This window comes from Paenibacillus thalictri (assembly GCF_004307995.1).
Classification (GTDB): Bacteria; Bacillota; Bacilli; order Paenibacillales; family NBRC-103111; genus Paenibacillus_AF; species Paenibacillus_AF thalictri.
This window is the reverse complement of sequence record NZ_SIRE01000019.1, coordinates 1-21,827: the sequence shown is the minus strand read 5'-3', so window position 1 is coordinate 21,827 and position 21,827 is coordinate 1. Positions and strand designations below refer to the sequence as shown.

The window sequence follows — 21,827 nt, the reverse complement described above, 5'->3', positions numbered from 1 at the left end:
AGCAGCGAAGTGAGCGAAATCATGCTGGAGAAGCGCCAGCGTTCGCTTTTGTCCCCGAATTTCACCTGCCGCAAGCAGGTACATTCGAGAAATTCGGGGACAATTGGCGATCGTAAGCATGATTCGCTTATGCAGCGTTTACTTTTTCAGTGGCCAGCTCAAGGGCAGTGCCGTTTTTGCGGAATGAAGGAAACGATAATTCCATTAAGCGGGAAATAGCAATTATGGAGAAACGTCAGTAGCGCCAACTACCTGGCCTACGGCGCGGCGCAGCGTCAATAAATCATGCTCCGCTTCGATATATTCATTGGCGCCGCCGCGGAACTCCAACGACCAGCAGCCTTGGTAACCGGCACGGCGCAGCAGCTGGATCTTATGGGTCAGCTGGGGACCGTTAAAGTCGACAAACGCTCTGTCAAATTGCACATGCGCCGTCATCGGCGCGACTTCTTCATCGCCAAAATCATGATCCGCCACCCAGCGGTTGACATTAAGCACGATGCCGAAACCGGGAGCGCCAATGGCCTCATGAAGCTTTTTCAAATTTTGCGGAACCTGGGAAGCGCGTTGATGTGTCTGGGGACCGACTTTAAACCCGTGATCATGGGCAATTTGCGCATATTCCCGGTAACGCCGGACACAAAAGTCGAGTTGTTCATCTGACAGCTCTGCAGTCTGAACGCCCATGTCGATGCGCAGCGTGTTAACATTCCATTGCCGCGCAATATCCAGATAAGCCAGCGCTTTCTGATGACGCTGCTCGCATATGTCGGGGTCAGCGTGCCAAATGTCGGCGCCGTCTACGGCCAGACTAGCTACAGTCAACTGTTCTTCACGCAGCGTTTCTTTGATGCTTTGAATATAAGCTTCCTCAGTGGAGATAAGCATACCGCTCCAAATATCCGCATGCTGGAGACGATACCGGTATTTGATGCTTTCCAAATAACCGAACAAATTGATTTTTCCCGATTTGAGCAATCCATGGAACGACCACGAGCCGATCGAAAACGCTGTCATTGGGACGCCTCCAATTTCCTGTTATTCTTTCAACTTATAGCTGACAAAAGCCAGCTGCCTGCTATCCGGCGACCACGAATTGACGTTAATGGTGCCTTGGCCTCCAAACAGCCGGACCAGTGTGCGAAATTCGCCTCCGCTGCTTGGCATCAGGCGAAGCTCTACGTTTTTGTTTGCAGGATGGTCGCCCGGCGCCACATCACCTTTCTGATAGGAGATAAAAGCGATCCATTGCCCGTCCGGAGAGACGTGCGGGAACCAATTGTTACTTTCGTCAAACGTCATCTGTTCCTGCCCGCTGCCATCTGCGTTCATCCGCCATACTTGCATGAGACCCGTACGCACCGAATTAAACCAAATGTGTTGGCCGTCCGGGGAATATTCGGGACCGTCGTTGAGTCCGGGCGAATCCGTCAATCGTGTCTCCACGCCGCCGTTTACCGGGATAGTGTAAATGTCGTATTCGCCGTTGCGCTCGGCGCAATATGATAACGTGCCGCCGTCCGGCGACCATCCGTGCAAATAGCTGGGAGCCATCGGCGTAATCAGCTCCGGCGCTCCGCCTTGCAGGGGGAAGACGTAAATCCGCGACTGGCCGTCTTCGTAAGTATGGTGGCTGACCGCAACATGCGAGTTATCGGGGGAGAGCACATGATCGTTGTTGCATTGGTTGGCATATCCGGAATCAATTGCGGTACTTTCCCTTGCGGCAAGGTCAAAGGAATAGAGGCGCCCCAAACTGTTGTAAATAAGCCGGTTCCCGTCGCGGGTCCAGTTCGGCGCTTCAATTAAATAATCGAATTCGGCCAGTAAGTTGATCTCGCCGCTATGAATGTCCAGCGTCTGCAGCAGGCTGATCACGTTTCGGCCCGTTATTTTGCGGGGTTCTTTTAACGTATTCATCATGGTTCTCCTTTCAGGTTACAAAATCATGGATTAGGGATGCTCATGTGAATCGGATGCCAGGAGAAATTCGAATCACTTGGCATATCTCGTTTTGGTGCGTTCTGCAGCGGCTCTGACTTGATCGAGAAATTCACGGATTTGCGCAAAAGGGGGCTCCGGCAGCGTATTCGGATGATCGGCGTCTTGGTTCGTCCAAAGCGTCTCCAGCGGAATATATCCGCGGTAGTTGCTGTGCCGGATGCGGGTAAACAGCTCGTCCAGATCGACCGTTATATCCGTATCAGGCGCTGTCGGTTTTTTCTTGACTTGAAAATTGATCGTATAAGGAAGCACGGCTTCGATGTCATCATACCAGCTGTAGCCGATGCCGGTGCGGTCGCCGAATGTTTTGTAGCAGCCCGTATCATTAACCACGCCGATGTTCGGGTGATCCGCCCACTGGAGGATGCGGACCACTTGGTCCGCTGTAGAAGCCATATCGCCATGGTTTTGCATGCCGATCTTAACGCCCTGCAGCGCGCCGTATTCAGCGCATTCCCGCAACGCGGGCACAATGCGTTCCTGAGCTATAGCTTCCCAAGTTGAGTTTAACAAGTCTCCTGGAATTTCTCCCGTAAATAAACGGATGACCGGGGCGCCCATAGCGGCGGCCACATCGATCCAATATTTCGCGCGCTGTATATCCAGCTTGCGTCGTTCCGCGCTCGGATCGGCAAAATCGTTTTTGATTCCCGTCCCGCTGACGGCAATGCCAATTTCCGCACATAACTCCTTGATGCTCCGGGCATATGCAAAAATAGTTTCGTCCGGCACAGCCGGCATCGCCGTATTGTGGTAACCCGGAATATAATACGCGGTGACATCGACCGAATCAAAGCCGGCTTTTTTGGCGAGCCGGATCGCTTTCAGCGTGTCCAGCGGGGGCGCGCCTTCCGTGCTGTTGCTCAGCCACGAGCTCAAATTGTGGCTTAAGCTGTAGAAGTTTAAGCCGATCTTGTAGTCGCCGGTATAGTACGTGCCGCCGCGGCTGCCGGTGAGATAATGGCTCGTAGGAATTTGCTCGTAAACTCCGGCGTATCGATCTTTTTCGGTTTGCATTGGAATCTTTGGCTCCTTTCCATGCTTTTCCATAATGACAAGGATAGTATACTCCATTTGGCCGGCAAAAGCTGGACGAATCTTTTGATTTCCGATTCAATAGTATTTTTAGATTAGCAACCGGAAATAAAGGATCATATTACCGATGAATTTAACGAACATAGTTCTTTACGAACAGTGTTCGTTATGTTATAAATAGATCATGACTTACAAAAACTAAATCAGAGGTGTTGATATATGATGATGACAACAGCAAAAAACCAACAACGCATCGCCATTATCGGTGCTGGCCCCGGCGGATTGACTTTAGCGCTTATTTTGCAAAAACACGGCATTCAAACCGTAATTTACGAACGCGAGCCGTTTGACATGAACGGACAACGGGGCGGCTCCTTGGATATTCATGAAGAATCCGGCCAGCGGGCGCTTCGGGAAGCAGGCTTATACGAGCAATTTCAGAAGCTTGCCCGATATGAAGGGGAAGATTTTCGGCTGTTTGATAAAACCGGAAAAATATATATGGACGAGGTGGCCGAACTCGATGACAAAGGAACCCGTCCTGAAATCGACCGCGGTACGCTTTGCGATATGCTGCTGGAATCGCTCGGCTCGAATTCAGTTCAATACGGGCATAAGTTGATTCGTGCGGTTCCCTTGAACAATGGGCAACATGAGCTTCATTTCGAAAATGGCTATGTGGATACGGTAGACCTGGTCGTAGGCGCAGACGGCGCGTTCTCTCGGATTCGTCAGCTTGTTACGGATCGTGATGCTGAATATTCCGGTCTTAGCATGATTGAAATCAATGTCTTAAATGCCGCTGCAGCTCATCCGGAGCTTGCCGTATTTAACGGCCGCGGCAAAATGTTTGCTTTGGACGATCATAAAGGGATTCTTGCTCAGTTGAATGGAGACGGAAGGATTCGCGTATACTTAAGCTTCGAGAAGGAACGCGGATGGCTGGATCAATGCGGAATTCCATTTGATCAACCCGAGGAAGCGAAGCGGCAGCTGCTGGAGTTGTACGGCGATTGGGATGAGTCGCTCAAGCTTTATATCCGATCCGCAGACGGCGACATGTTGCCAAGACGCATCTATATGCTGCCGGTCGGCCTCCGTTGGTCCCGCAAACCCGGCGTTACGCTGATTGGCGACGCTGCGCATCTGATGTCTCCTTTTGCAGGGGAAGGTGTGAATATGGCGATGCTGGATGCCTTGGAGCTGGCACTGGCGATCGTTCAAGACGGCGATGTGAACCAAGCGGTTGGAACCTATGAAGAGAAAATGTTTGTTTATTCGTCCCAATTAGCCGAAGAATCGTTAGATAATCTCAAACTATGCTTTGGCGACGAGGCGGCCCGTAACTTGGCGGATTTAATGAATCAATATCATCTCCAGCCATAAAACAACCTGCTATAGTTTACTAATTCATGCCGGAATGCTATAAAGAAAATATGAACAATTCAAATCGAACGATAATCAGCCGCCGTGCCCGTCCGGCCAAGCAGCCGTTAAGCCAAGATCTCATCGTACAAACCGCCCTGGAGTTACTAAAAAGTGAAGGGTCGCCGGGACTGAGCATGCGCAAAATCGCTAAAGCCCTGGATACCGGCCCTTCCTCGCTTTATGTTTATGTAGCGAACCTGCAAGAACTCAGCGCATTTGTGCTTGATAATGCGCTGGCAAAGGTCGATTTCCCGGAAGAAGATCAGGGCTCCTGGAAGTCGCGGCTTTTTGATGTTTTGCAATCTTATCTAAGCGTTCTCTATGAAGCGCCGGGTGTGGCCGAACTTTCTCTAACGACGATTCCTGCCGGACCCCATTCGCTCGCGATGATGGAGTATATTCTCAGGCAATTGCATGAAGGGGGAATCCGCTCCACTTCAGCGGCGTGGGGAGTGGATCTTTTGCTGCTTTATGTCTCTTCCGTGGCGTTTGAACAATCTTCCCGCGATCGGAAAGGGACAACGCTGCATGCCATATCCGCGTCGTACCGGTCGCTTGATCCGTCGCAATATCCGCTGATTTCCGGGTTGAAGGAAGAACTGCTTTCCTCAGGCGGGCAAGAAGACAAGGAAGGTCAACAAGGCTATGAAGGCGAAGCGCGGTTCCGTTGGGGGCTGGAAGCGATTTTGCAAGGAATTGTAACAAGAAACAATGGATAAGTTGAATGTAACCGGCCCATCCTGACGATGATGGGAACAATGCAGCTTTGTTACGCCTTCCGCGGACAAGGCTTTTTTATGCTGTACAAGGTTTGAAATTGGTGTATAATAAAGAACATATGTTCTCTGATTTGTTGGCATGTGGAAATTGGCAGCTCACCGGATGGAGGTGAAGTCATGAACAAGGATAAAAAGAAACCTAACGCCAAAATAGAAGCCCCTAGATTAGGCCCGGCGGAACTGCCATTATTGACGTTGTCCGAATTGCATTCGGGCGATCTGTTTGAAATGGGCATGTTTCAAGACGGGGTTATAGAGCAGCAGAAGGCGAATAAAGTGACTTTGGAGAAGATGGTTTTTAAACATGTTACGTTTTCCGAAACATCTCTAACGGAAGCGGAAATAACGGACGTCCTATTCGAACAATGCGATCTCTCTAACCTAAACTTAAGCGATGCGGTAATACATAGAACGGAATTTAGAGGCTGCAAGATGGTAGGCACGAGCTTTGCCGGCGCTACGATGAGGAATATCAAGCTGGATCAATGTATGGCCGATATGGCAACATTCCGCTTCGCCAACCTCAAGATGTGCCTTTTTCAAGACAACTTGTTAAACAAAGCGGATTTTTACCATTGCGAATTACAGAAAGTGGAGTTTCGGCGCAACAACATCGATCAGGCGCAATTTTCCGGTACGGCGCTAAACGGCATCGATTTCAGCGATTGTCTTTTCTATGGGATCGGTGTAGAGGTGGAGAATCTTAAAGGGTGTATCATTTCCCGCGAACAAGCTTACCTATTCGCCAATTTATTCGGGCTTGTGCTTAACGATTAAGCCCTCAGAGTGTGCAGTTTCGTTCTGTCGCTACCCTTGTCAATGGATGGGTGCAACTTGATGATAATTGGCTGGTGTCATGAAGATGGCCGTTGATTATAATGACCTTGTCGACAATAAATATACGGCACGTGCTGCCGGTATTGGTGATTATAAATCCATTTGGCGGGTGATAGAGCATGGTTTGGTTAATGGCTCTGGTTGTGGTTGTCATGGTAGCGGGTCTGGTTGTAACGGTCATGATCGGTCAATCCAAAAGCAACAAAGAGGAGAATCCGGCATACTTTCAAAATACGGGCAAAAAGTGGCTTCGTCTGGGCTGGATTTATGTGGTCGGGATCGCTTTGGCCGTCGTTCTTTCCGTCGGCATTCTGAACTGGTAAGCCTCATTAAAAACAGGATGAATGAAAACAACCGCAGCCCAAAGTGGACTTGCGGTTGTTTTAGTTTAAAAAACACTGCGACACAGCCATGACGTTAGCTTGTCAGCTCGCGCAGCGCTTCCGCAAATCTGGATATCCCTTCGCCAATGTTCTCCGTTTTGGCCCGCGCATAAGTAAATCGAACAAATCCCGAATCCGAACCGTATACGCTGCCCGGTACAAAAACGACACCTCTTTTCAGCGATTCCTCCAGCAGCTTGCCGTCGTGTACCTGCGGCCGCAGATGGCACCATAAATGAAGCCCTCCGCGAGGAGGCGTAAATGTAACGAGATCCGCAAGCTCCTTCTGCAGCGATTCGATCAGCAGATCCCGCTTAAAATGCAGCTGCGTCCGCAAGCGTTCCAGATGCGGCAGAAAGTAAGCCGACTTGATAAACTGCGCGGCCACCTGCTGAGGAATGACGCTAAGTCCGAAATCCATCTGCTGCCTTGCATCCGCCAGCCGCTCCACAATTGAACGCGGGGCGACCATCCAGCCGATGCGCAAGCCGGAAGCCGCGATTTTGGAGAACGATCCGATGTACAGGATGGAACCGTTCACGTCCATCGATTTCAGCGGCATTGGCGGGGCGTCCTCAAACGCGGTTAAGCCGAAGGGATCGTCCTCTACGACAGGCAGCCCCAGCTCGCTTGTAACTTCAAACAATTGCTTACGGCGCTCCGCGCTTAACACAGTCCCCGTCGGGTTTTGAAAATTCGGGTTCGTAAATACCATCTTAATGCGATGTTTTTTGTATAAGGAACGAATGTCGTCCGGGCAAATGCCATGCTGGTCCACAGGAAGCCGAAACAACCGGAGACCCGCCGATTGAAACATCGGCAGCGAATAACAATACGAAGGATCTTCAATGGCTACAGCGTCCCCCGGGGACAATAAACACTGCGTAATTAAGTACAACGATTGCTGCGAACCGGATGTGATCAAAATCGACGATTCCGCCGTTTGGATGCCGCGATATGTATTCAGATAAGATACTAAAGCTTGTCTTAAAGGGATATAACCCTGCGGATTGTCGTACCCCAGATAGGAGGTGTAGCGGTGCTCGCTCATAAGCTCGGCGATTTCTTCCATTGGCGCCAGATCCGCCGCCAGTTCACCGCTGGCAAAATCAATGAGGGATGGGTGCTGGTTTAACGCCTCGCGGATTTTGCGCATAAAAGGGAGGTTCGGCAGGAAGCTGCCGCCTTCGGCATACCGGCTCCAATTCGGCGTATGTTTGGGCGTCGCCCCCCATTTCGAAGTGCTGACACGTGTGCCGCTGCCGCTTCGGCTTTCGATAATCCCCATCGCGCGCAGCTCTGCATAAGCCAAAATAACGGTGCTTCGATTGACGCCAAGCTGGTCCGCCAGCTTTCTTTCGGATGGAAGCAAACTGCCGGGCGGAAATTCCCCATATGAAATTCGTTGCTCCAAATGGTCGGCAATTTGTTCATAAAGCGGTTTGCCGCTGTGCCGATCAAGTTCCCACATCGTGTTCGCTCCTCATATTTGTAAATGAAATCATCGTTTTGTTTTTTTTATCATACCACTGAATGTGAATATTAAAGGAGTTTTTTTCAACTTTTCCATGATGACCATATGACGAACCGCTGGAATGGATGGCCAAAAGTCGTCTTCTTTTGGATGGTTAATTTTCAGATGCTTTCTTTTATCATGGGAAGCAAGCCGATATGTAAAGCGGTGCAGGGAGGGGTAGGAGAATGGAATATTCCACTGTAAAAGTAGCCGTTGTGCAAGCTGCGCCGGTGTTGTTTAATAAACAGTCCGCCATGGACAAGATCGCCAGCGCCTCAAGAGAAGCGGCCGAGCAGGGAGCCAAGCTGATTGTTTTTCCCGAAGTGTTTGTGCCCGGCTATCCGCGGGGATTAAGTTTTGGAGCACGTGTCGGGAGCCGGACCACAGACGGGAGAAAAGACTGGGAGCGTTATTGGGCAAGCGCCATCGAGATCCCGGGAGCAGAAACGCAGCTGCTCGGAGAATTGGCCAAGGAGCTGGGGGTCTACCTGGTCATTGGCGTTGTGGAGCGTGACCAAGAGTTCAGCCGCGGGACGTTGTATAACGCGATCGTGTACATCGGCCCGGACGGGGAGCTGTTGGGCAAACACCGCAAGCTTGTGCCGACGGGTTCAGAACGTTTATTGTGGGGGCAAGGAGACGGCAGTACATTAACCGTCATGGAGACTCCTTTTGGACGAATCGGCGGTTTGATATGCTGGGAGAACTATATGCCGTTGGCACGGACGGCGTTGTATGCGCAGGGCATTGACATCTACATCGCGCCTACAGCGGACGCTCGCGATACGTGGCAGTCTACGATCAGGCATATCGCTTGTGAAGGACGTTGTTTTGTCATCTCATGCAACCAATTTGCCACAAAAGCTTCGTATCCTGACGATTTGGCTTATTATGAGGATATTAAAAATGATCCTGACATTCTCAGCAGCGGGGGGAGCGCGATCGTAGGCCCGCTTGGCGAATATGTCGCTCAGCCGCTTATGAATCAAGAAGGGATCCTTATTGCAACGCTGGACCTGCGCCAAATCGCGCAGAGCCGGTTTGACTTCGATGCGGTGGGGCATTACAGCCGCCCGGATATTTTTCAATTGACGGTCAACGATAAAAAACAGCGGATCGTAAAAAACGTTTAAACATATATCGCTTACACCCGGTCACAGTCCCATAAATTAACACTACTGCCGCTTCACGTATGACTGATACAATAGAATCCAGATGAAAGAGGAACTTGCCCCGGCGAAGCTCCTCTTTTTATTTTCCGGGTTGTTAATACATTCCGCCTTTCTGCGTATTAACTGTTGTGAGACTCACAAAAAAACAAATTGCGCAATTTGTTGATAAGAAATGAAGTTCCATATAGATGAAACGGAGGGGAAGAGGTGGAGATTACTCAACTGAACACCGGGATGGTGCATCATCCGCTGAGCGATGTGCATGACGGGATCATGTCGGCCGAAAGTTTTACGCAAATTTACAATATGTACTACAAACGTGTTCATAAATACATTTGTTACCGGATCAACAATCATCATGCGGCCGAAGATATATGCAGCCATGTATTTGAAATGGTCATTTCCAAATATCATACCTTTTCTCCCGGCAAATCGAACTTTGAAGTGTGGCTGTTTGCGATCGCCAGAAATGCTGTGACCGATTACTTCCGCTCGCAAAAGAAAAGGGCGCATTTTTCCCTGCACTCCATATTGGACTTGGTGCTGCCCAAATCGTCACCCGAAGATTTGGTGATTCGGGATGATAACCATCAGGCGTTGTTTCAGGCGCTTGCCAAACTAAACGATAAAGAGCGCAATATCATCGCGATGAAATATGCCGCGGGATTAAAAAATTCGGAAATTGCCGATTTGTTAGGCGTCAGCGGTTCCCAAATCGGTGTTGTGCTCTACAGATGTTTAAAAAAACTGCACAAGGAACTGGAGGCCGGAGGGCAATATGAATAATAAACAAAATACGGGTGAATTTAGCGAGCTGGCCGACTTGCTGGCCAACACGGAGATGGACGGAAGCGCCTACCGGGAACGGATTTTCAACCGCTTGAAGAGCAAGCTGGAGAGCGGAGCCATTCAAGCCAATTACATACAAGGGAGCGGGATCCATATGAAAAAAAATAAATGGAAAGCTGTCGCTGTGAGCGCCGCAGCTGTCATCTGCTTGTGCGGGATATTCTCGACAACCTCATATGCCCAAGACATGATTCAGTCGATATTGGCGCGTTTCCAAGTCGGCAATATGGTCATTACGCAATACGATAAAGAGCTTCCCGCCGCAGAAGTAAACAAAGGAGCTGCCCAAGAGCAAAGTGCCCGATCGGAACGGCCGCAAAGGGAGGCCCCGAAAAACATGTCGCTGCAGGATGCGCGCAAAGCTACTGGCATCGCTTTTCCTGCGCCAGCTTGGCTGTCGGAACATTATCAGCTTGCGAATTGCGTAGTGCAAGGCGACCATATGATCGAAGTGCAGTATAAGAAGGACAGCGAATTTATGTCGCTGCTCATATCAAAGGGCGGGAACAACGGGATCGGTACGACAGGCGAAGTCAAGAAGGAAGCCATCGGCGGGACCACGGTTTATTTTGCCAATGGCATTGTGTTATGGGAACACGACGGATTTACGTATGAGTTGTATCAGATGACGGAAAAAGACTTTGATAACGAGACTTTGGGGAAAATCATAACTTCCTTATCCAGCAAATAAATTTACTTTGGCAATAAAACGTACAGATATCGGGGAAACATGGTGTACAGGCGGACGTACTTTTCGGGTATGTCCGCTTTTTCTTGTATTGACAATGATAATGAGAACCATTATCATCATATTCGTGGGTTCTTTATCCAGCGACATACGAAAGGGAGTGCGGGGGCCAGTGAAAATCAAGTATTGCTGCAGAAACCTCAAACGTGGTTCCAAATCCGTATACAAAACTATGAAAGACAAATTTCCGGAGATTAAGCATAAGAAACGCGATTGTCTCGGCAGCTGCAAAGCCTGCTCCAAAGGCTGCATGGTACTGCTGGGCAAGTCGGAACAGCTGGTATTTGCTCCTTCTGCGAAAAAGCTGGTTAAAGAACTGAAAAACTTGATTGGGTAACCTCTTCATGGACTGCAGGTTATCTTGATCTTCCACACAGCCTATTCGTTGCAATAAGGCTGATTTTATTGTATATTTCAGGGAAGAGAAAGAAATAAAACCAATGTAGCCCATAGGAAGGCGGAAACCCACTTGATGTCAGATGAGCTGTACCAAGCGCTAAATGAACAAATGAACTTCGAATTTTATTCTTCGCACGTATACTTGGCCATGGCCGCTTATTGCTCGGGCGAAAGCCTGGATGGCTTTGCTAATTTCTTCATTATTCAGGCCGAGGAAGAACGGTTTCATGCGATGAAAATTTATAAATTTTTGAACGACCGCGGCAGACGCGCCACGATTGACGGGATGGAGCATCCGAACAACGAATATCAGTCCGTGCTTCAAGTATATGAGCATGGCTACGAGCATGAGCAGATTGTAACGAGCCGCATCTACCGTCTATCGGATCTGGCTTTAAACGAACGGGAACATGCTACTATGCAGTTCTTGAAATGGTTTATCGACGAACAGGTGGAAGAAGAAGCGATGTTTGACAACATCATTCAGAAGCTGAAACGCATCGACAGAGACAGCAACGCTTTCTATATGCTGGATGCTGAATTTGCGCAACGTGTCTTTACTCCTCCGACGGCATAAAACAAACCATTCAGGTACATATCGGACCAACCGAAGCTGCAGCGCCATTGAGTGCATGCGGCTTTTTTTTGTGCATTTGATCCGTCTGATGGCATAAAGCCGCCATATTGTCGTTGAATGATCAATTTTTTCTATAGCAGCCCCATGAGCTGTAATTGTATAATTGTAACAATAACGTTTTTTGCGGGGAGATCGGGTCTGCACGATAAGATTTGGCGAAGGAACGCGATTTACTTGATGAGGATGTAAGGCAGGTGATTTGCATGGCAGTAGGAACTAAAACGACGGCATCTCGAATATTGGACACACATAAAATCCATTACACCCTTCACGATTACGAATGGAATGAAGAGGAAATGGATGCGGTGACGGTAGCTGAGAAGGTGGGGATATTGCCCTCGCATCTTTTTAAGACGCTTGTTCTGAAGGGAGATAAGACAGGCATCTTGATGGCATGTGTTCCCGGAGACAAAGAGCTGGATTTAAAATCTTTGGCCGCCGTCAGCAGCAACAAGAAGGTGGAGATGGTCCCGGTGAAGGACCTTCAAGCTTTGACGGGATATATTCGCGGCGGGGTTTCTCCGCTTGGTGTGAAAAAAAGGTATCCGCTGTACATAGATGATTCCATACGGGATTTAGATCCTGTAAGTATCAGCGCCGGACGGAGAGGGACACAGATTTTTGTGCGCGGCGCGGACTTGGTGTTAGTGTGCGAAGCCACGCTGGGGCCGATTGCACGTTGAACTGTTTGGTTGAATGAGCGGAGGTATAGGGATGAACAAATACAAGGCATCATTAATCGTAAATATAAACAAGCAACTGGAACAATGGCTCAGTCAAGCAGCTCCTGTTCCGAATGAAGACGTATACCGTTTCCTTCATTCCATTCAGGGGACGGCCGGCACCATCGGACTGCTGGACTTGGCGGAGAACGCGCAGCGGCTGCAGCGGCAGGCGGAAGAAAGAGAAGGGTTACCCTGGTCGAAGGATAATCTGCGTGTTTTGCTGGTAGAACTGATCCGAACCGGCGGGGAGCCTTATTTTCCGCAAGATATTACGATTGCAGACAACGAGACAAGTGCGGCGAACAGCGACGAGGACCGTCCTTTGGTCATTCTGCTGGATGACGATGCCACACTGCTGATGTATATGAAGGAAGGACTGGAGCAGGCGGGATGGTCGGTGATCGCTACCCCCCAGCCGCTCAAAGCGATCGATTATTATCACGACATGATGCCGGATTGTTTTATCCTCGATCTGAATATCCCTGCGACAAGCGGCTTTGAAGTGATGCGGACGATCGGTGAAAAAATGAAGGCGCAATATGTGCCAACGATGGTCATTAGCGTGGATTGCGAGAGGGCAACGCGTTTTCAGGCGTACCGGATGGGCGCCGACGATTTCATGTGCAAACCACTCGACATGGAAGAGGTCATCATTCGGCTTGAGCGTCAGCTGGCCCGCAAGAAGCGGCTCGAACGGGTGCTTTTTGTCGACGAATTGACCGGCGCGTACAACCGGAAATATATGCAGGAACCGTATGAGAAGCTGCAATCCGATATGCGGAGATCTGGCAACCGTTTCTCTGTGGCGGTGCTCGACCTCGATCGTTTCAAGCAAGTGAACGACAAATACGGTCATCTCGTCGGCGATGAGGTGTTGTCCCGATTTGCCTCGTTTATAAAAGCCGGATCCCGAGCGACGGATATTTTTATCCGTTATGGCGGAGAAGAGTTCGTACTGCTGATGCCGCGTACGGGACAGAAGGAAGCTGCGCTGCTGATAGAGCGGCTGATCGGGGAATTTACGACGCTGATTTTCGACTCGCCGCAAGGCCCGTTTTCTTTGAGTTTCTCTGCCGGTGTCGTCGAAGCAAGCGATGCGGAGCATGATCTTCCGTATTGGCTCGAGAAGGCTGATATCGCTTTATATGCAGCGAAAAAGGCAGGTCGCCGGAGAGTAGAAATTTTTGACGGTTCGCCCGCCGAACCTGTTAAACGAAAATTAAAAGTGGCCGTTGTCGACGATGACGCGTTGGTACGTTCGATGGTGGCCGAGCATATCAAAAGCTGCTTTACCGAGCGGTTGGAAGCGGAAATTCGTCCGTTTGGTGATGGGGCATCGTTTCTCGAGGACCCGTGGCGCACCGGGGCGGAGCCGGTTCTGGTGCTGCTTGACGGGATGATGCCGCGAATGGACGGCATGGAAGTGCTGCAGCGGATTCGCGAGCTGCCGGATGCCGGGAATTATATCGTCGTGATGCTGACGGGCCGCAAAGCGGAGCAGGATATTGTCCGCGCGCTGCAGCTTGGTGCCGACGATTATGTGACGAAGCCGTTCAGCTTAAGAGAACTTGAAGCGCGCATCAAACGGCTTTGCCGCAATATTGGCTAATATGCGTATCGTTCGTGTCCGCCGAACCGATCGCGATAGCGGCCTGTGGAGATTCACTTACGGAATAACCGTTGCATAGGGAGGAAAAAAGAAGTTATGGCCAACATTTTATTAGCGGAAGACGAAGCGGTGCTGCGTATGCTTATCACCGATTCCTTGGAGGACGAAGGCTACATGCTGGATGCCGCATGTGACGGGGAAGAAGCGCTCGGGAAAATTGAAAGCAATGATTACGATCTGCTCATCCTTGATTATATGATGCCCAAGCTGACCGGCCTAGAGCTTGTCAAAAAGATTAGAGTAATGCCCGGAAAAAGCGGGCTGAAAATATTGATGCTTTCGGCCAAAAGCCAGCAGTCGGACCGGTCCAATGTGCTTTCGGCGGGCGCCGATGAATTTATGTCCAAACCGTTCAGTCCGCTCGAACTGGTCCGGAAAGTAGGCGAAATGCTGGATGCGTGAATTTACCCGCTTTTTTCGCAAAAGCATCACGCGCCGTTTTGTTGCCATGATGCTCGTGTTCTGTCTGCTCTTGCTCGCTGGAGCGATTACGCTGCTGCAGAACAGCAGCAGCGCGTTGCGGGATTTTCAGACGGTGACCGGTCAGCTTGAAAAGAAACGGGAGATCGTCACGAACCTCGTCGCTCACTCGACGCAGATCGTTTTGCGGTTGCGGGGTTATTACGCTTATCAAAACAAACAGGAGTACGAAGCGGCCTTCGTTGAGAAGAAGCAGCTGGAAGATACGATTGCGCAGTTCAAGCAGCTGCCGCTGGACGGTGTGGAAGTCAATTTAATCCATTCAATTGAAGCGTTCTTCAACGATATTTTTACCAATGTTTTGCCGCAAGCAACGCGATTTGTCGAAAGTAACGATTACGAGTCGCTGCGCAAGCTATCCAGCGGGGGGCTGACAAACGCCTTTAACGATTTGCTTGTGTATGGCGACCGCTATCAAAGCAATACCGAACTGGAATTGAAAAAACAAAACAATATGCTGGTCGACCGGCTGTACGAGATGGGCATGTGGTTGCTTATCTACTTTGTATTTTTGCTGCTTGTCGCAATCGGCGTGACGTCCAAAACAGCCCGGGATATCGGCCGGCCGCTGGGGCAATTGTCGGTGGAAGCGGGACGTTTTGCCTTAGGGAAGTCCGTGGATCTCCATCACTTGAACCGCGAAGACGAAATCGGCCAGCTGTCGAAATCAATGGATTACATGATGGTTCAAATTCAATCCAAAGAGGAAGAACTGCTGGCCCAAAACGAAGAGCTGCTGGCACAGCAAGATGAACTTCAGACGCAGCAGGACGAACTTCAGGAAGCGCTGCACAAAATGAAAGGGCATGAGCGTTATTTGGAAAAGCGGAATCTGCTGATTCAAGCGCTAACCAGTACAAACGACAGGCACGAGCTGCTGCATGGCATCATTCGCCATACCGTCGAACTGATGGATGCGGAGAAAGGAATCATTGTTCTGCTGAATGAAAGCCGCGATTATGCTTCCTTTGGCGTCTCCGAGCAAGGGGTTGCCCAACTGCTGAACGAGATGGAACATGGGATGTTTGTCCGCATCATGGAGACCAAGCAGCCAAGACTGGTCATTCGGCAAGAAACAGCCGCCGAGAAAGGTTACCATCTTGACGCGATGAAGGCGTACGACTTGTACCTTCCTGTTTTAAACGCAGACAATAAAGTCAGCGCTTGTTTAGTGTTGACGCGGCTTGGCAAGGAATTATCGGCGCTGGAACAGGCGGAGGCGGCCGGTTTGGCCGGGCAGGTGGCACTGTCGCTGGAAAAACTGGCGATGCACGAAGAAACGGAAAAGCAGCGCAGACTGACCCACGATATGCTCGATACCATTCAGGAAGGAGTGCAAACGCTCCACCTGGACGGGACAATCATGCAGGTGAACCGTACGATGTGCGAAATGTTGGGGTACGAAGATGCCAACAGCATGAACGGCATGCCGATGGAAACATTTTTTGGACTGCTGCGCCAGAAGGTTGTGCGTTCGGAGCAACTCGCTAAGTTTATCGGGGATATTCTCTCGGGGAAAGAGACCGCTTCGAATGGTTATGTCTATGAAATGACCGAACCGGTGAAACGGTACGTGCAAATGTACTTCGAGCCGCTATATCAGAAAAACGAACGTATCGGCACGCTGTTAGTTCATCGGGATATTACAAAAGAATACGAAGTCGACCGGATGAAATCGGAATTTGTCAGCACGGTCAGCCATGAATTAAGGACCCCGCTCGCCAGCGTGCTTGGCTTCACCGAGCTGCTGCTGAACAAGGAGCTGAAGCCGGAGCGGCAGCGTAAATATTTGACGACGATCCATACGGAAGCTAAGCGCCTCACTTCGCTGATCAACGATTTCCTCGATTTGCAGCGGATGGAATCAGGCCGGCAGTCTTATGACAAAAAGACGATCGAAATCGGCTCGCTGCTGGAGCAGGTCATCAGCCAATATCCGATGGACCCGGCGATGCACCGGGTTGTGCTGGAGCGTGCTGCCGACCGAAGTGTCGTGATCGGGGATAAGGATAAGCTGCAGCAGGTGTTTCTCAATTTGCTCAGCAACGCGGTGAAGTATTCACCGAGCGGCGGAACGGTTACGATCACGTACAAGGAAGAGGGGCCTGATCTTGTTATTGAGGTGAAAGACGAAGGACTTGGTATTCCGGACGATGCGCTGCCGCAGCTGTTTAACAAGTTTTACCGGGTGGACAATTCCGACCGCCGCGAAATCGGAGGCACGGGACTTGGGCTTGCTATCGTCAAAGAAATCGTGCAGGAGCACAGCGGCACCATATCCGCGGCATCCGTTTACGGGAAGGGCTCCGTATTTACAGTGCGCTTACCACAATCGGATGAGACGGTTCCAGAAGTTGGCCCGGCTGTCCCCAACGAATCGATTGCTCTGAATGAGGTGCGGAAACGTAAAGTCATGCTTATCGAAGACGACTCCAATTTATCCGAGTTGCTGCAGGAGCAACTGCTCGAATGTGGTTATGAGGTATACACTCATGCCGACGGAGACCGCGCTGTTGATGCCATGCGGTCCATTCTTCCGGATGCCGTCGTACTTGATCTTGTTTTGGAGAACGGAGGGGATGGCTGGAAGGTGATCGAGCGTATGAAGCGGGACGAACAGCTGCGATCGATCCCTATCGTCATCTCCAGCGCGTTCGAGGAAAAGGAGAAGGCATCCGAATGGGGGGCGAAAGGTTATTTGATCAAGCCGTATTTCCCTGGACTTCTTACTAAAGCGCTCGATCAAGCGATCGAACGCAAGAAACGTGAAGGGGAGATCTTAATCCCCGAGAAAAAAGAATAAGGTTAAAGAGAATAGGATTAATAAGAATAAGACGTGTTGTCTGGGACTCTTCAACGGCCTTTTGGCTTTGGAGAGTCCTTTTTTGACGGATTTGACATCCTAAACAAAACAAGATATGATTCAGTAAAGTTAAGTTAACTAAACTAATTGACGTTTCAGGAAACCGGGTTTAATGATTTTCTCTTAGTTTATGCTTACACGATGCCGGCTTTCCTGACGAAAAGCCCTTAGGAGGATGGATATGCTATCCGAATATCAAACCATTGTAAATGGTTTACATGAAGCTTTTTATGAATATTACATGATCTACAACAAAGGCGCCAAAAAGCTCGATGAGTACAACTTAACCGTGCAGCAAGAAAACATGATGTTGTATATTATGCGTAATCCGCGGGTTACGGCTAATGCAATAGCGGCCAAATTCTCGATCAGCAAAAGTGCGGTAAGCCAAGTTTTATCAAAACTCGAAGCAAGGCATTTTATCGTTCGTGAGAACAATCCGGACAACCGGCGGGAATCTTTTGTTATCCTCGGGGAGGAAGGGGAAAAATATGCCCAGTTGATTGACGAGGCGGATGCGACGTTTGTCCGCACCTATTTCTCCCATATTGAGATTGACGATCTGAAGCAGATGCTTCAAACGATGCAAAAAATCAATAAGCTCATCATGGAATCCAAACAAGAAACTTGATCAGCTCAAGACCGCGCATGAGGTGTGCGGGATTATAATTAGTGGATTTGAATCGAAAGAAAGTAAGCGAGGAACCATCATGCGTGCAGTCAGCAAAGAAAATATGTCGTTAGGTTTGGTATTGTTTAATTTATTTATTGCTTATTTAGGCATTGGGCTTGCAGTGCCTGTCATGCCGTCTATCGCCAAAGATATGCATTTGAGCGGCGAACTTGTGGGATATTTAATTTCGGCTTTTGCGTTTGCTCAGTTGTTGGCTTCGCCTTTTACCGGGGTATGGGTGGATCGGATCGGCAGAAAAAACATGATCGTATCCGGCTTATTCCTTTTTACTGTCTCGGAACTATTATTTGGCGTAGGGAATCAGGTGTGGATCTTGTTTCTATCCAGAATATTAGGGGGCGTCAGCGAAGCGTTTATCATGCCGGCGGTCATTACTTATATCGCAGATACAACTGCGCCAGAAAACAGGGCGAAAATACTCGGTTATCAAGCAGCTGCCATCAGCTCCGGGTTCATCATCGGGCCCGGACTTGGCGGGTTCATCGCGGAACTGGGCGTCCGCGCGCCTTTCTTTTTTGCCGCGGGTTTCGCCGTAGTGGCCGCTTTGATCTCCATGCTCATTTTACAAGAACCATTAAGCAAAGAGCAGATGCTCAGCAATCGGAAGATGCAACAACGGACGAGTTTTCTCGCTGAGATGAAAAAATCTGTTCAATCGTTCTATTTTGTACCGCTGCTTATTGTGTTTGTGTTATCTTTTGGCGTGGCGGCTTACGAGATGATCTACAGTTTATTTGTCGATTTGAAGTTTGGCTTTCAGGCCAAAGATATTGCCGTTATCATTACCGTCGATTCCATTTTCGGCGTGGTGGCGCAAATTGTATTTTTTGAAAAGCTGATCAATCGATTCGGCGAGAAAAAAGTCATTCAAAGCTCGCTTGTCATAGCGGCCATCTTCATTCTGGTTACCGTATTTGTGAGCAGCTATTGGGCCATCTTGGCCGTCACGGGCATAGTGTTTCTTTCTTGCGATTTATTGCGGCCTGCAGTGACCACCATGCTTACCAGAATGGCCGGCGAAAATCAAGGATTTGTCGCCGGAATGAACTCCACCTATACAAGCCTCGGCATTATTGTCGGGCCGGCCGTAAGCGGGAGTTTGATTGACGTCAACATTCAATATCCTTATATTTTTGCTTCCATTGTGTTGTTTGCCGCTTTTACGATGTTTGTTGTATGGAGCCGTAAAAAGACTGTGACTAGCGGTCGTTAAAGAGATGGTTGGCTGAGAGTGGATAGTAGAGGGTATCGGAAGCATAAATGATGGACAAGATGAAGAGCGGCGGCGAATTTTAACTTGATAATTAGGGAGTGACCACACTATGATTCGTAAACTCGGGCAAATTATGCTCTACGTCCATAATCAAGATGGGGCAGTAGATTTTTGGATTAATAAGTTAGGCTTTAGCGTGATTGCTGAAGAAAATAACGGCCAAGGCATGCGTTGGATCGAAGTTGCTCCGACAGGCGGCTCAGAAACAAGCATTGTGCTGCACAATAAAGAGTTTGTCGCCCAAATGTCGCCGGAGCTAAATCTTGGCACGCCTTCCCTGATGTTTTTTGCGGATCATTTTAATGAGCTGTACAGCAACTTGGTGAGTAAAAATGTAAAAGTCGGAGAAATCGTAAGTATCCCGTCCGGTAGAGTATTTAACTTTGCGGACCACGAGGATAACTATTTTGCCGTGATGGAAAGATAATAAGTTAGATGAAACGTCCGAGCCAGCGTTCCAGGGGGATGGTGATCGGATAACGCGGACCAGCCTTTCGGGGCTGGTTTTTTCGAATGAAATTACAAATTCAGGTTGTTATCGAATATGATACTTGAAGTAGCTATATTACATATAAAACGAGAATTAGCGGATCGCTTTGAAGAGGCATTTAAGGAAGAATCAAAGATTATATCAAGTATGAAAGGCTATATAACCCATGAACGGAAAGCACTATTACATCATTTTTACGAGCTGTTGTATGGTGAATATGGCAACTCAGAGGTAACCGGCATTGTGACCTGTGACCAAGGTCGGCCAGCAACTGTGCTAGATACAGGTTGATTGGGACGATGATGGCAATGGATCGTGTTAACGGATATAATTAAGATTCTATAGTAGGGGAGGGGTTATAATGGCAAAGCCAAAAGTGGCAAAACGGCCGACTCGGGACGAATTTGTTTTGGAGGAAATCGGCAATCAGTTAGTTGAAGCCAAACAAGAGGATTCGGAGATTGTGCTGACGGTTTGGGGTCGGGAGCAGTCGGTGCGCGGCTGGATCACGGTAATGGATTCGCGGACCGGCAAGGTACATGTTCAAAAGAATGGTGAGACAATAAAAGTGCCGTTTATGGATATCATGCAAGTTAGCTATGCATGAAACATAGCTCTTCACGCATTTAGCGGGAGAGCTCTTTTTTTGCTTTTTAAGATTAATCCAAGATCATTTTTTTTGTCCGGGCCTACCCACACTTTACCAAAAATAGGTTGTTTTATCTTGTTTGGTGTTGTACAGTAAACAACAAGAAAACCGAGAAATATCTGGATTTATTGTCTGAAACAACATGTATTTTTATTTAAACCCAATTTTGAAAGAGAGTCGGTAAAGCGATGAATAAAAGACCAATATTTCTTTTGACCGGTGCCTCTGGATCGGGAAAAACAAGTGTAATTCCTGAATTATACAAGGTTAATCCGGAAGACATCGTGTTTGATTTAGACTCATTATACGGCCCATTAAAAGATTGGAACATAATTAAGAACGTATGGATACACATTGCAAATCAAATTACTCTTAATAATAGGATAACAATATTGTGTGGTACTTTCATGCCACAAGAGCTGGAGAAGATGGACTTGAAAGATCGTTTTGACTTTTATTTTATAGGGCTACATTGTAGCGATGAAATACGAGAAAAACGTTTAAAGGAAAGAAATTGGGACGATGAATTAATTAAAGAACATAAGGACTTTAACAATTGGATCGTGAATAACGCTGATAAGGCTTTTGATCCCAAGATGCCTTTAATTGATACGAGTGATTTACTTCCTAATGAAGTTGCAATGAGAATAAATAATTATGTGAAAACAATAATTTGTGAGGAAATTTGAAAATGACATATTTGGATCAGCTAACACCGTATTCACGCTGCGGTTCCTGGCAACCGCGTCGCGGCTGCAACTAAAGGCTCCTTATGGGTCTAGATTCGTGAATACAGAGAACGTTATGCGAGACCCCTGAGAAGCCTTAATTAGTGAAAGAAGGGACAGTTGCATGGAAGAAGCAGTTAATACAAAAAATGAGGTACCTATAGAAATTGCAAAAACAAAAAAGCCCAGGCCTTGGATTAGATACTTAGCCAGGTATTTTGATGTTTTAACACATAGTATATTACTTGGAATCATTTGGGCTCTAATTGATGAGGAAAGTCTCGATCGAATTGATGATAAAGTTCTTTCTTTAATATTTCTATTTATTTGGATTTTTGTAGAAGGAATCTATGTGAATGCTAATCTAAATTGTGACCACCCTGCAGGGGTTCGCTCATCAAAAAAATGACCACCTGAGCATCACTTTCCTGTAACCTTGGAGTTGCTGAGACAACAAGGGATACAGGAG

25 protein-coding genes are annotated in these 21,827 nt (G+C 48.5%); 21 read left to right on the top strand and 4 right to left on the bottom strand.

The window, feature by feature from the left end:
* The first annotated feature begins 9 nt into the window (after positions 1-9).
* Entirely contained in the window at positions 10-219 is a 210-nt protein-coding gene (locus tag EYB31_RS24695; protein ID WP_131016105.1) for a hypothetical protein, read from the top strand.
* Between the two features lie 3 nt (positions 220-222).
* On the opposite strand, the gene EYB31_RS24690 is transcribed toward EYB31_RS24695, so the two are convergent.
* The 3 genes from EYB31_RS24690 to EYB31_RS24680 form a co-directional block, all read right to left on the bottom strand.
* Complete coding sequence (locus EYB31_RS24690) at positions 223-1,017, bottom strand: sugar phosphate isomerase/epimerase family protein (RefSeq protein WP_131016104.1); 795 nt, start codon at positions 1,015-1,017, stop codon at positions 223-225.
* 21 nt (positions 1,018-1,038) lie between these two features.
* Positions 1,039-1,923 (bottom strand): TolB family protein, encoded by an 885-nt coding sequence (locus EYB31_RS24685; RefSeq protein WP_240762814.1) that lies wholly within the window; start codon positions 1,921-1,923, stop codon positions 1,039-1,041.
* A 72-nt stretch (positions 1,924-1,995) separates the two neighbouring features.
* On the bottom strand, positions 1,996-3,021 hold the full coding sequence (locus EYB31_RS24680) for a sugar phosphate isomerase/epimerase family protein (protein WP_165452598.1): 1,026 nt from the start codon (positions 3,019-3,021) through the stop codon (positions 1,996-1,998).
* 237 nt (positions 3,022-3,258) lie between these two features.
* Between EYB31_RS24680 and EYB31_RS24675 the strand changes: the two genes are divergently transcribed.
* The 4 genes from EYB31_RS24675 to EYB31_RS24660 all read left to right on the top strand — a co-directional run bounded on the left by EYB31_RS24675 (position 3,259) and on the right by EYB31_RS24660 (position 6,406).
* The gene (locus EYB31_RS24675) at positions 3,259-4,425 is read left to right on the top strand and encodes an FAD-dependent oxidoreductase (RefSeq protein WP_420819471.1); all 1,167 of its coding nucleotides are present in this window, start codon (positions 3,259-3,261) and stop codon (positions 4,423-4,425) included.
* A gap of 50 nt (positions 4,426-4,475) precedes the next feature.
* Complete coding sequence (locus EYB31_RS24670) at positions 4,476-5,186, top strand: TetR/AcrR family transcriptional regulator (RefSeq protein WP_131016102.1); 711 nt, start codon at positions 4,476-4,478, stop codon at positions 5,184-5,186.
* Between the two features lie 177 nt (positions 5,187-5,363).
* On the top strand, positions 5,364-6,023 hold the full coding sequence (locus EYB31_RS24665; RefSeq protein WP_131016101.1) for a pentapeptide repeat-containing protein: 660 nt from the start codon (positions 5,364-5,366) through the stop codon (positions 6,021-6,023).
* A 179-nt stretch (positions 6,024-6,202) separates the two neighbouring features.
* Positions 6,203-6,406 carry a hypothetical protein gene (locus tag EYB31_RS24660; protein WP_165452597.1) on the top strand — a complete coding sequence of 68 codons (204 nt, stop codon included), beginning with the start codon at positions 6,203-6,205 and terminating at the stop codon, positions 6,404-6,406.
* A 94-nt stretch (positions 6,407-6,500) separates the two neighbouring features.
* Here the strand turns inward: EYB31_RS24660 and pdxR are convergent, their stop codons facing one another.
* Entirely contained in the window at positions 6,501-7,937 is a 1,437-nt protein-coding gene (gene pdxR / locus EYB31_RS24655) for a MocR-like pyridoxine biosynthesis transcription factor PdxR (protein WP_131016099.1), read from the bottom strand.
* A 230-nt stretch (positions 7,938-8,167) separates the two neighbouring features.
* Here pdxR and EYB31_RS24650 point away from each other — a divergent pair, with 230 nt between their 5' ends.
* The 16 genes from EYB31_RS24650 (at position 8,168) to EYB31_RS24575 (ending at position 21,767) form a co-directional block, all read left to right on the top strand.
* Entirely contained in the window at positions 8,168-9,115 is a 948-nt protein-coding gene (locus tag EYB31_RS24650) for a carbon-nitrogen hydrolase family protein (RefSeq protein ID WP_131016098.1), read from the top strand.
* Positions 9,116-9,361: 246 nt separating this feature from the next.
* Entirely contained in the window at positions 9,362-9,940 is a 579-nt protein-coding gene (locus tag EYB31_RS24645) for a sigma-70 family RNA polymerase sigma factor (protein WP_206105498.1), read from the top strand.
* Entirely contained in the window at positions 9,933-10,694 is a 762-nt protein-coding gene (locus EYB31_RS24640) for a hypothetical protein (protein ID WP_131016097.1), read from the top strand. The genes EYB31_RS24645 and EYB31_RS24640 overlap by 8 nt, the downstream gene beginning before the upstream one ends.
* A 229-nt stretch (positions 10,695-10,923) precedes the next feature.
* The gene (locus EYB31_RS40975; RefSeq protein ID WP_240762812.1) at positions 10,924-11,088 is read left to right on the top strand and encodes a hypothetical protein; all 165 of its coding nucleotides are present in this window, start codon (positions 10,924-10,926) and stop codon (positions 11,086-11,088) included.
* A 135-nt stretch (positions 11,089-11,223) separates the two neighbouring features.
* The gene (locus EYB31_RS24630) at positions 11,224-11,727 is read left to right on the top strand and encodes a ferritin (RefSeq protein WP_131016095.1); all 504 of its coding nucleotides are present in this window, start codon (positions 11,224-11,226) and stop codon (positions 11,725-11,727) included.
* Between the two features lie 263 nt (positions 11,728-11,990).
* Positions 11,991-12,470: a Cys-tRNA(Pro) deacylase gene (gene ybaK / locus EYB31_RS24625; protein WP_131016094.1), complete on the top strand. Its 480-nt coding sequence runs from the start codon at positions 11,991-11,993 to the stop codon at positions 12,468-12,470.
* Positions 12,471-12,501: 31 nt separating this feature from the next.
* The gene (locus EYB31_RS24620) at positions 12,502-14,121 is read left to right on the top strand and encodes a diguanylate cyclase (protein WP_131016093.1); all 1,620 of its coding nucleotides are present in this window, start codon (positions 12,502-12,504) and stop codon (positions 14,119-14,121) included.
* Between the two features lie 96 nt (positions 14,122-14,217).
* Entirely contained in the window at positions 14,218-14,583 is a 366-nt protein-coding gene (locus tag EYB31_RS24615) for a response regulator transcription factor (RefSeq protein WP_131016092.1), read from the top strand.
* Complete coding sequence (locus EYB31_RS24610; protein WP_131016091.1) at positions 14,576-17,464, top strand: ATP-binding protein; 2,889 nt, start codon at positions 14,576-14,578, stop codon at positions 17,462-17,464. Before EYB31_RS24615 ends, EYB31_RS24610 begins: the two co-directional genes overlap by 8 nt.
* Positions 17,465-17,705: 241 nt before the next feature.
* Positions 17,706-18,155 carry a MarR family winged helix-turn-helix transcriptional regulator gene (locus EYB31_RS24605; protein WP_240762810.1) on the top strand — a complete coding sequence of 150 codons (450 nt, stop codon included), beginning with the start codon at positions 17,706-17,708 and terminating at the stop codon, positions 18,153-18,155.
* 76 nt (positions 18,156-18,231) lie between these two features.
* On the top strand, positions 18,232-19,431 hold the full coding sequence (locus tag EYB31_RS24600) for an MFS transporter (protein WP_420819473.1): 1,200 nt from the start codon (positions 18,232-18,234) through the stop codon (positions 19,429-19,431).
* A 109-nt stretch (positions 19,432-19,540) separates the two neighbouring features.
* Entirely contained in the window at positions 19,541-19,918 is a 378-nt protein-coding gene (locus EYB31_RS24595) for a VOC family protein (RefSeq protein WP_131016088.1), read from the top strand.
* A gap of 117 nt (positions 19,919-20,035) precedes the next feature.
* A complete protein-coding gene (locus EYB31_RS40685) occupies positions 20,036-20,272 on the top strand; it encodes an antibiotic biosynthesis monooxygenase family protein (protein ID WP_206105497.1) in 237 nt (78 codons plus the stop codon).
* A 70-nt stretch (positions 20,273-20,342) separates the two neighbouring features.
* On the top strand, positions 20,343-20,588 hold the full coding sequence (locus EYB31_RS24585; RefSeq protein WP_131016087.1) for a YolD-like family protein: 246 nt from the start codon (positions 20,343-20,345) through the stop codon (positions 20,586-20,588).
* 230 nt (positions 20,589-20,818) lie between these two features.
* Positions 20,819-21,319 (top strand): AAA family ATPase, encoded by a 501-nt coding sequence (locus EYB31_RS24580; RefSeq protein WP_131016086.1) that lies wholly within the window; start codon positions 20,819-20,821, stop codon positions 21,317-21,319.
* A gap of 163 nt (positions 21,320-21,482) precedes the next feature.
* On the top strand, positions 21,483-21,767 hold the full coding sequence (locus EYB31_RS24575) for a hypothetical protein (protein WP_131016085.1): 285 nt from the start codon (positions 21,483-21,485) through the stop codon (positions 21,765-21,767).
* Positions 21,768-21,827: the final 60 nt, after the last annotated feature.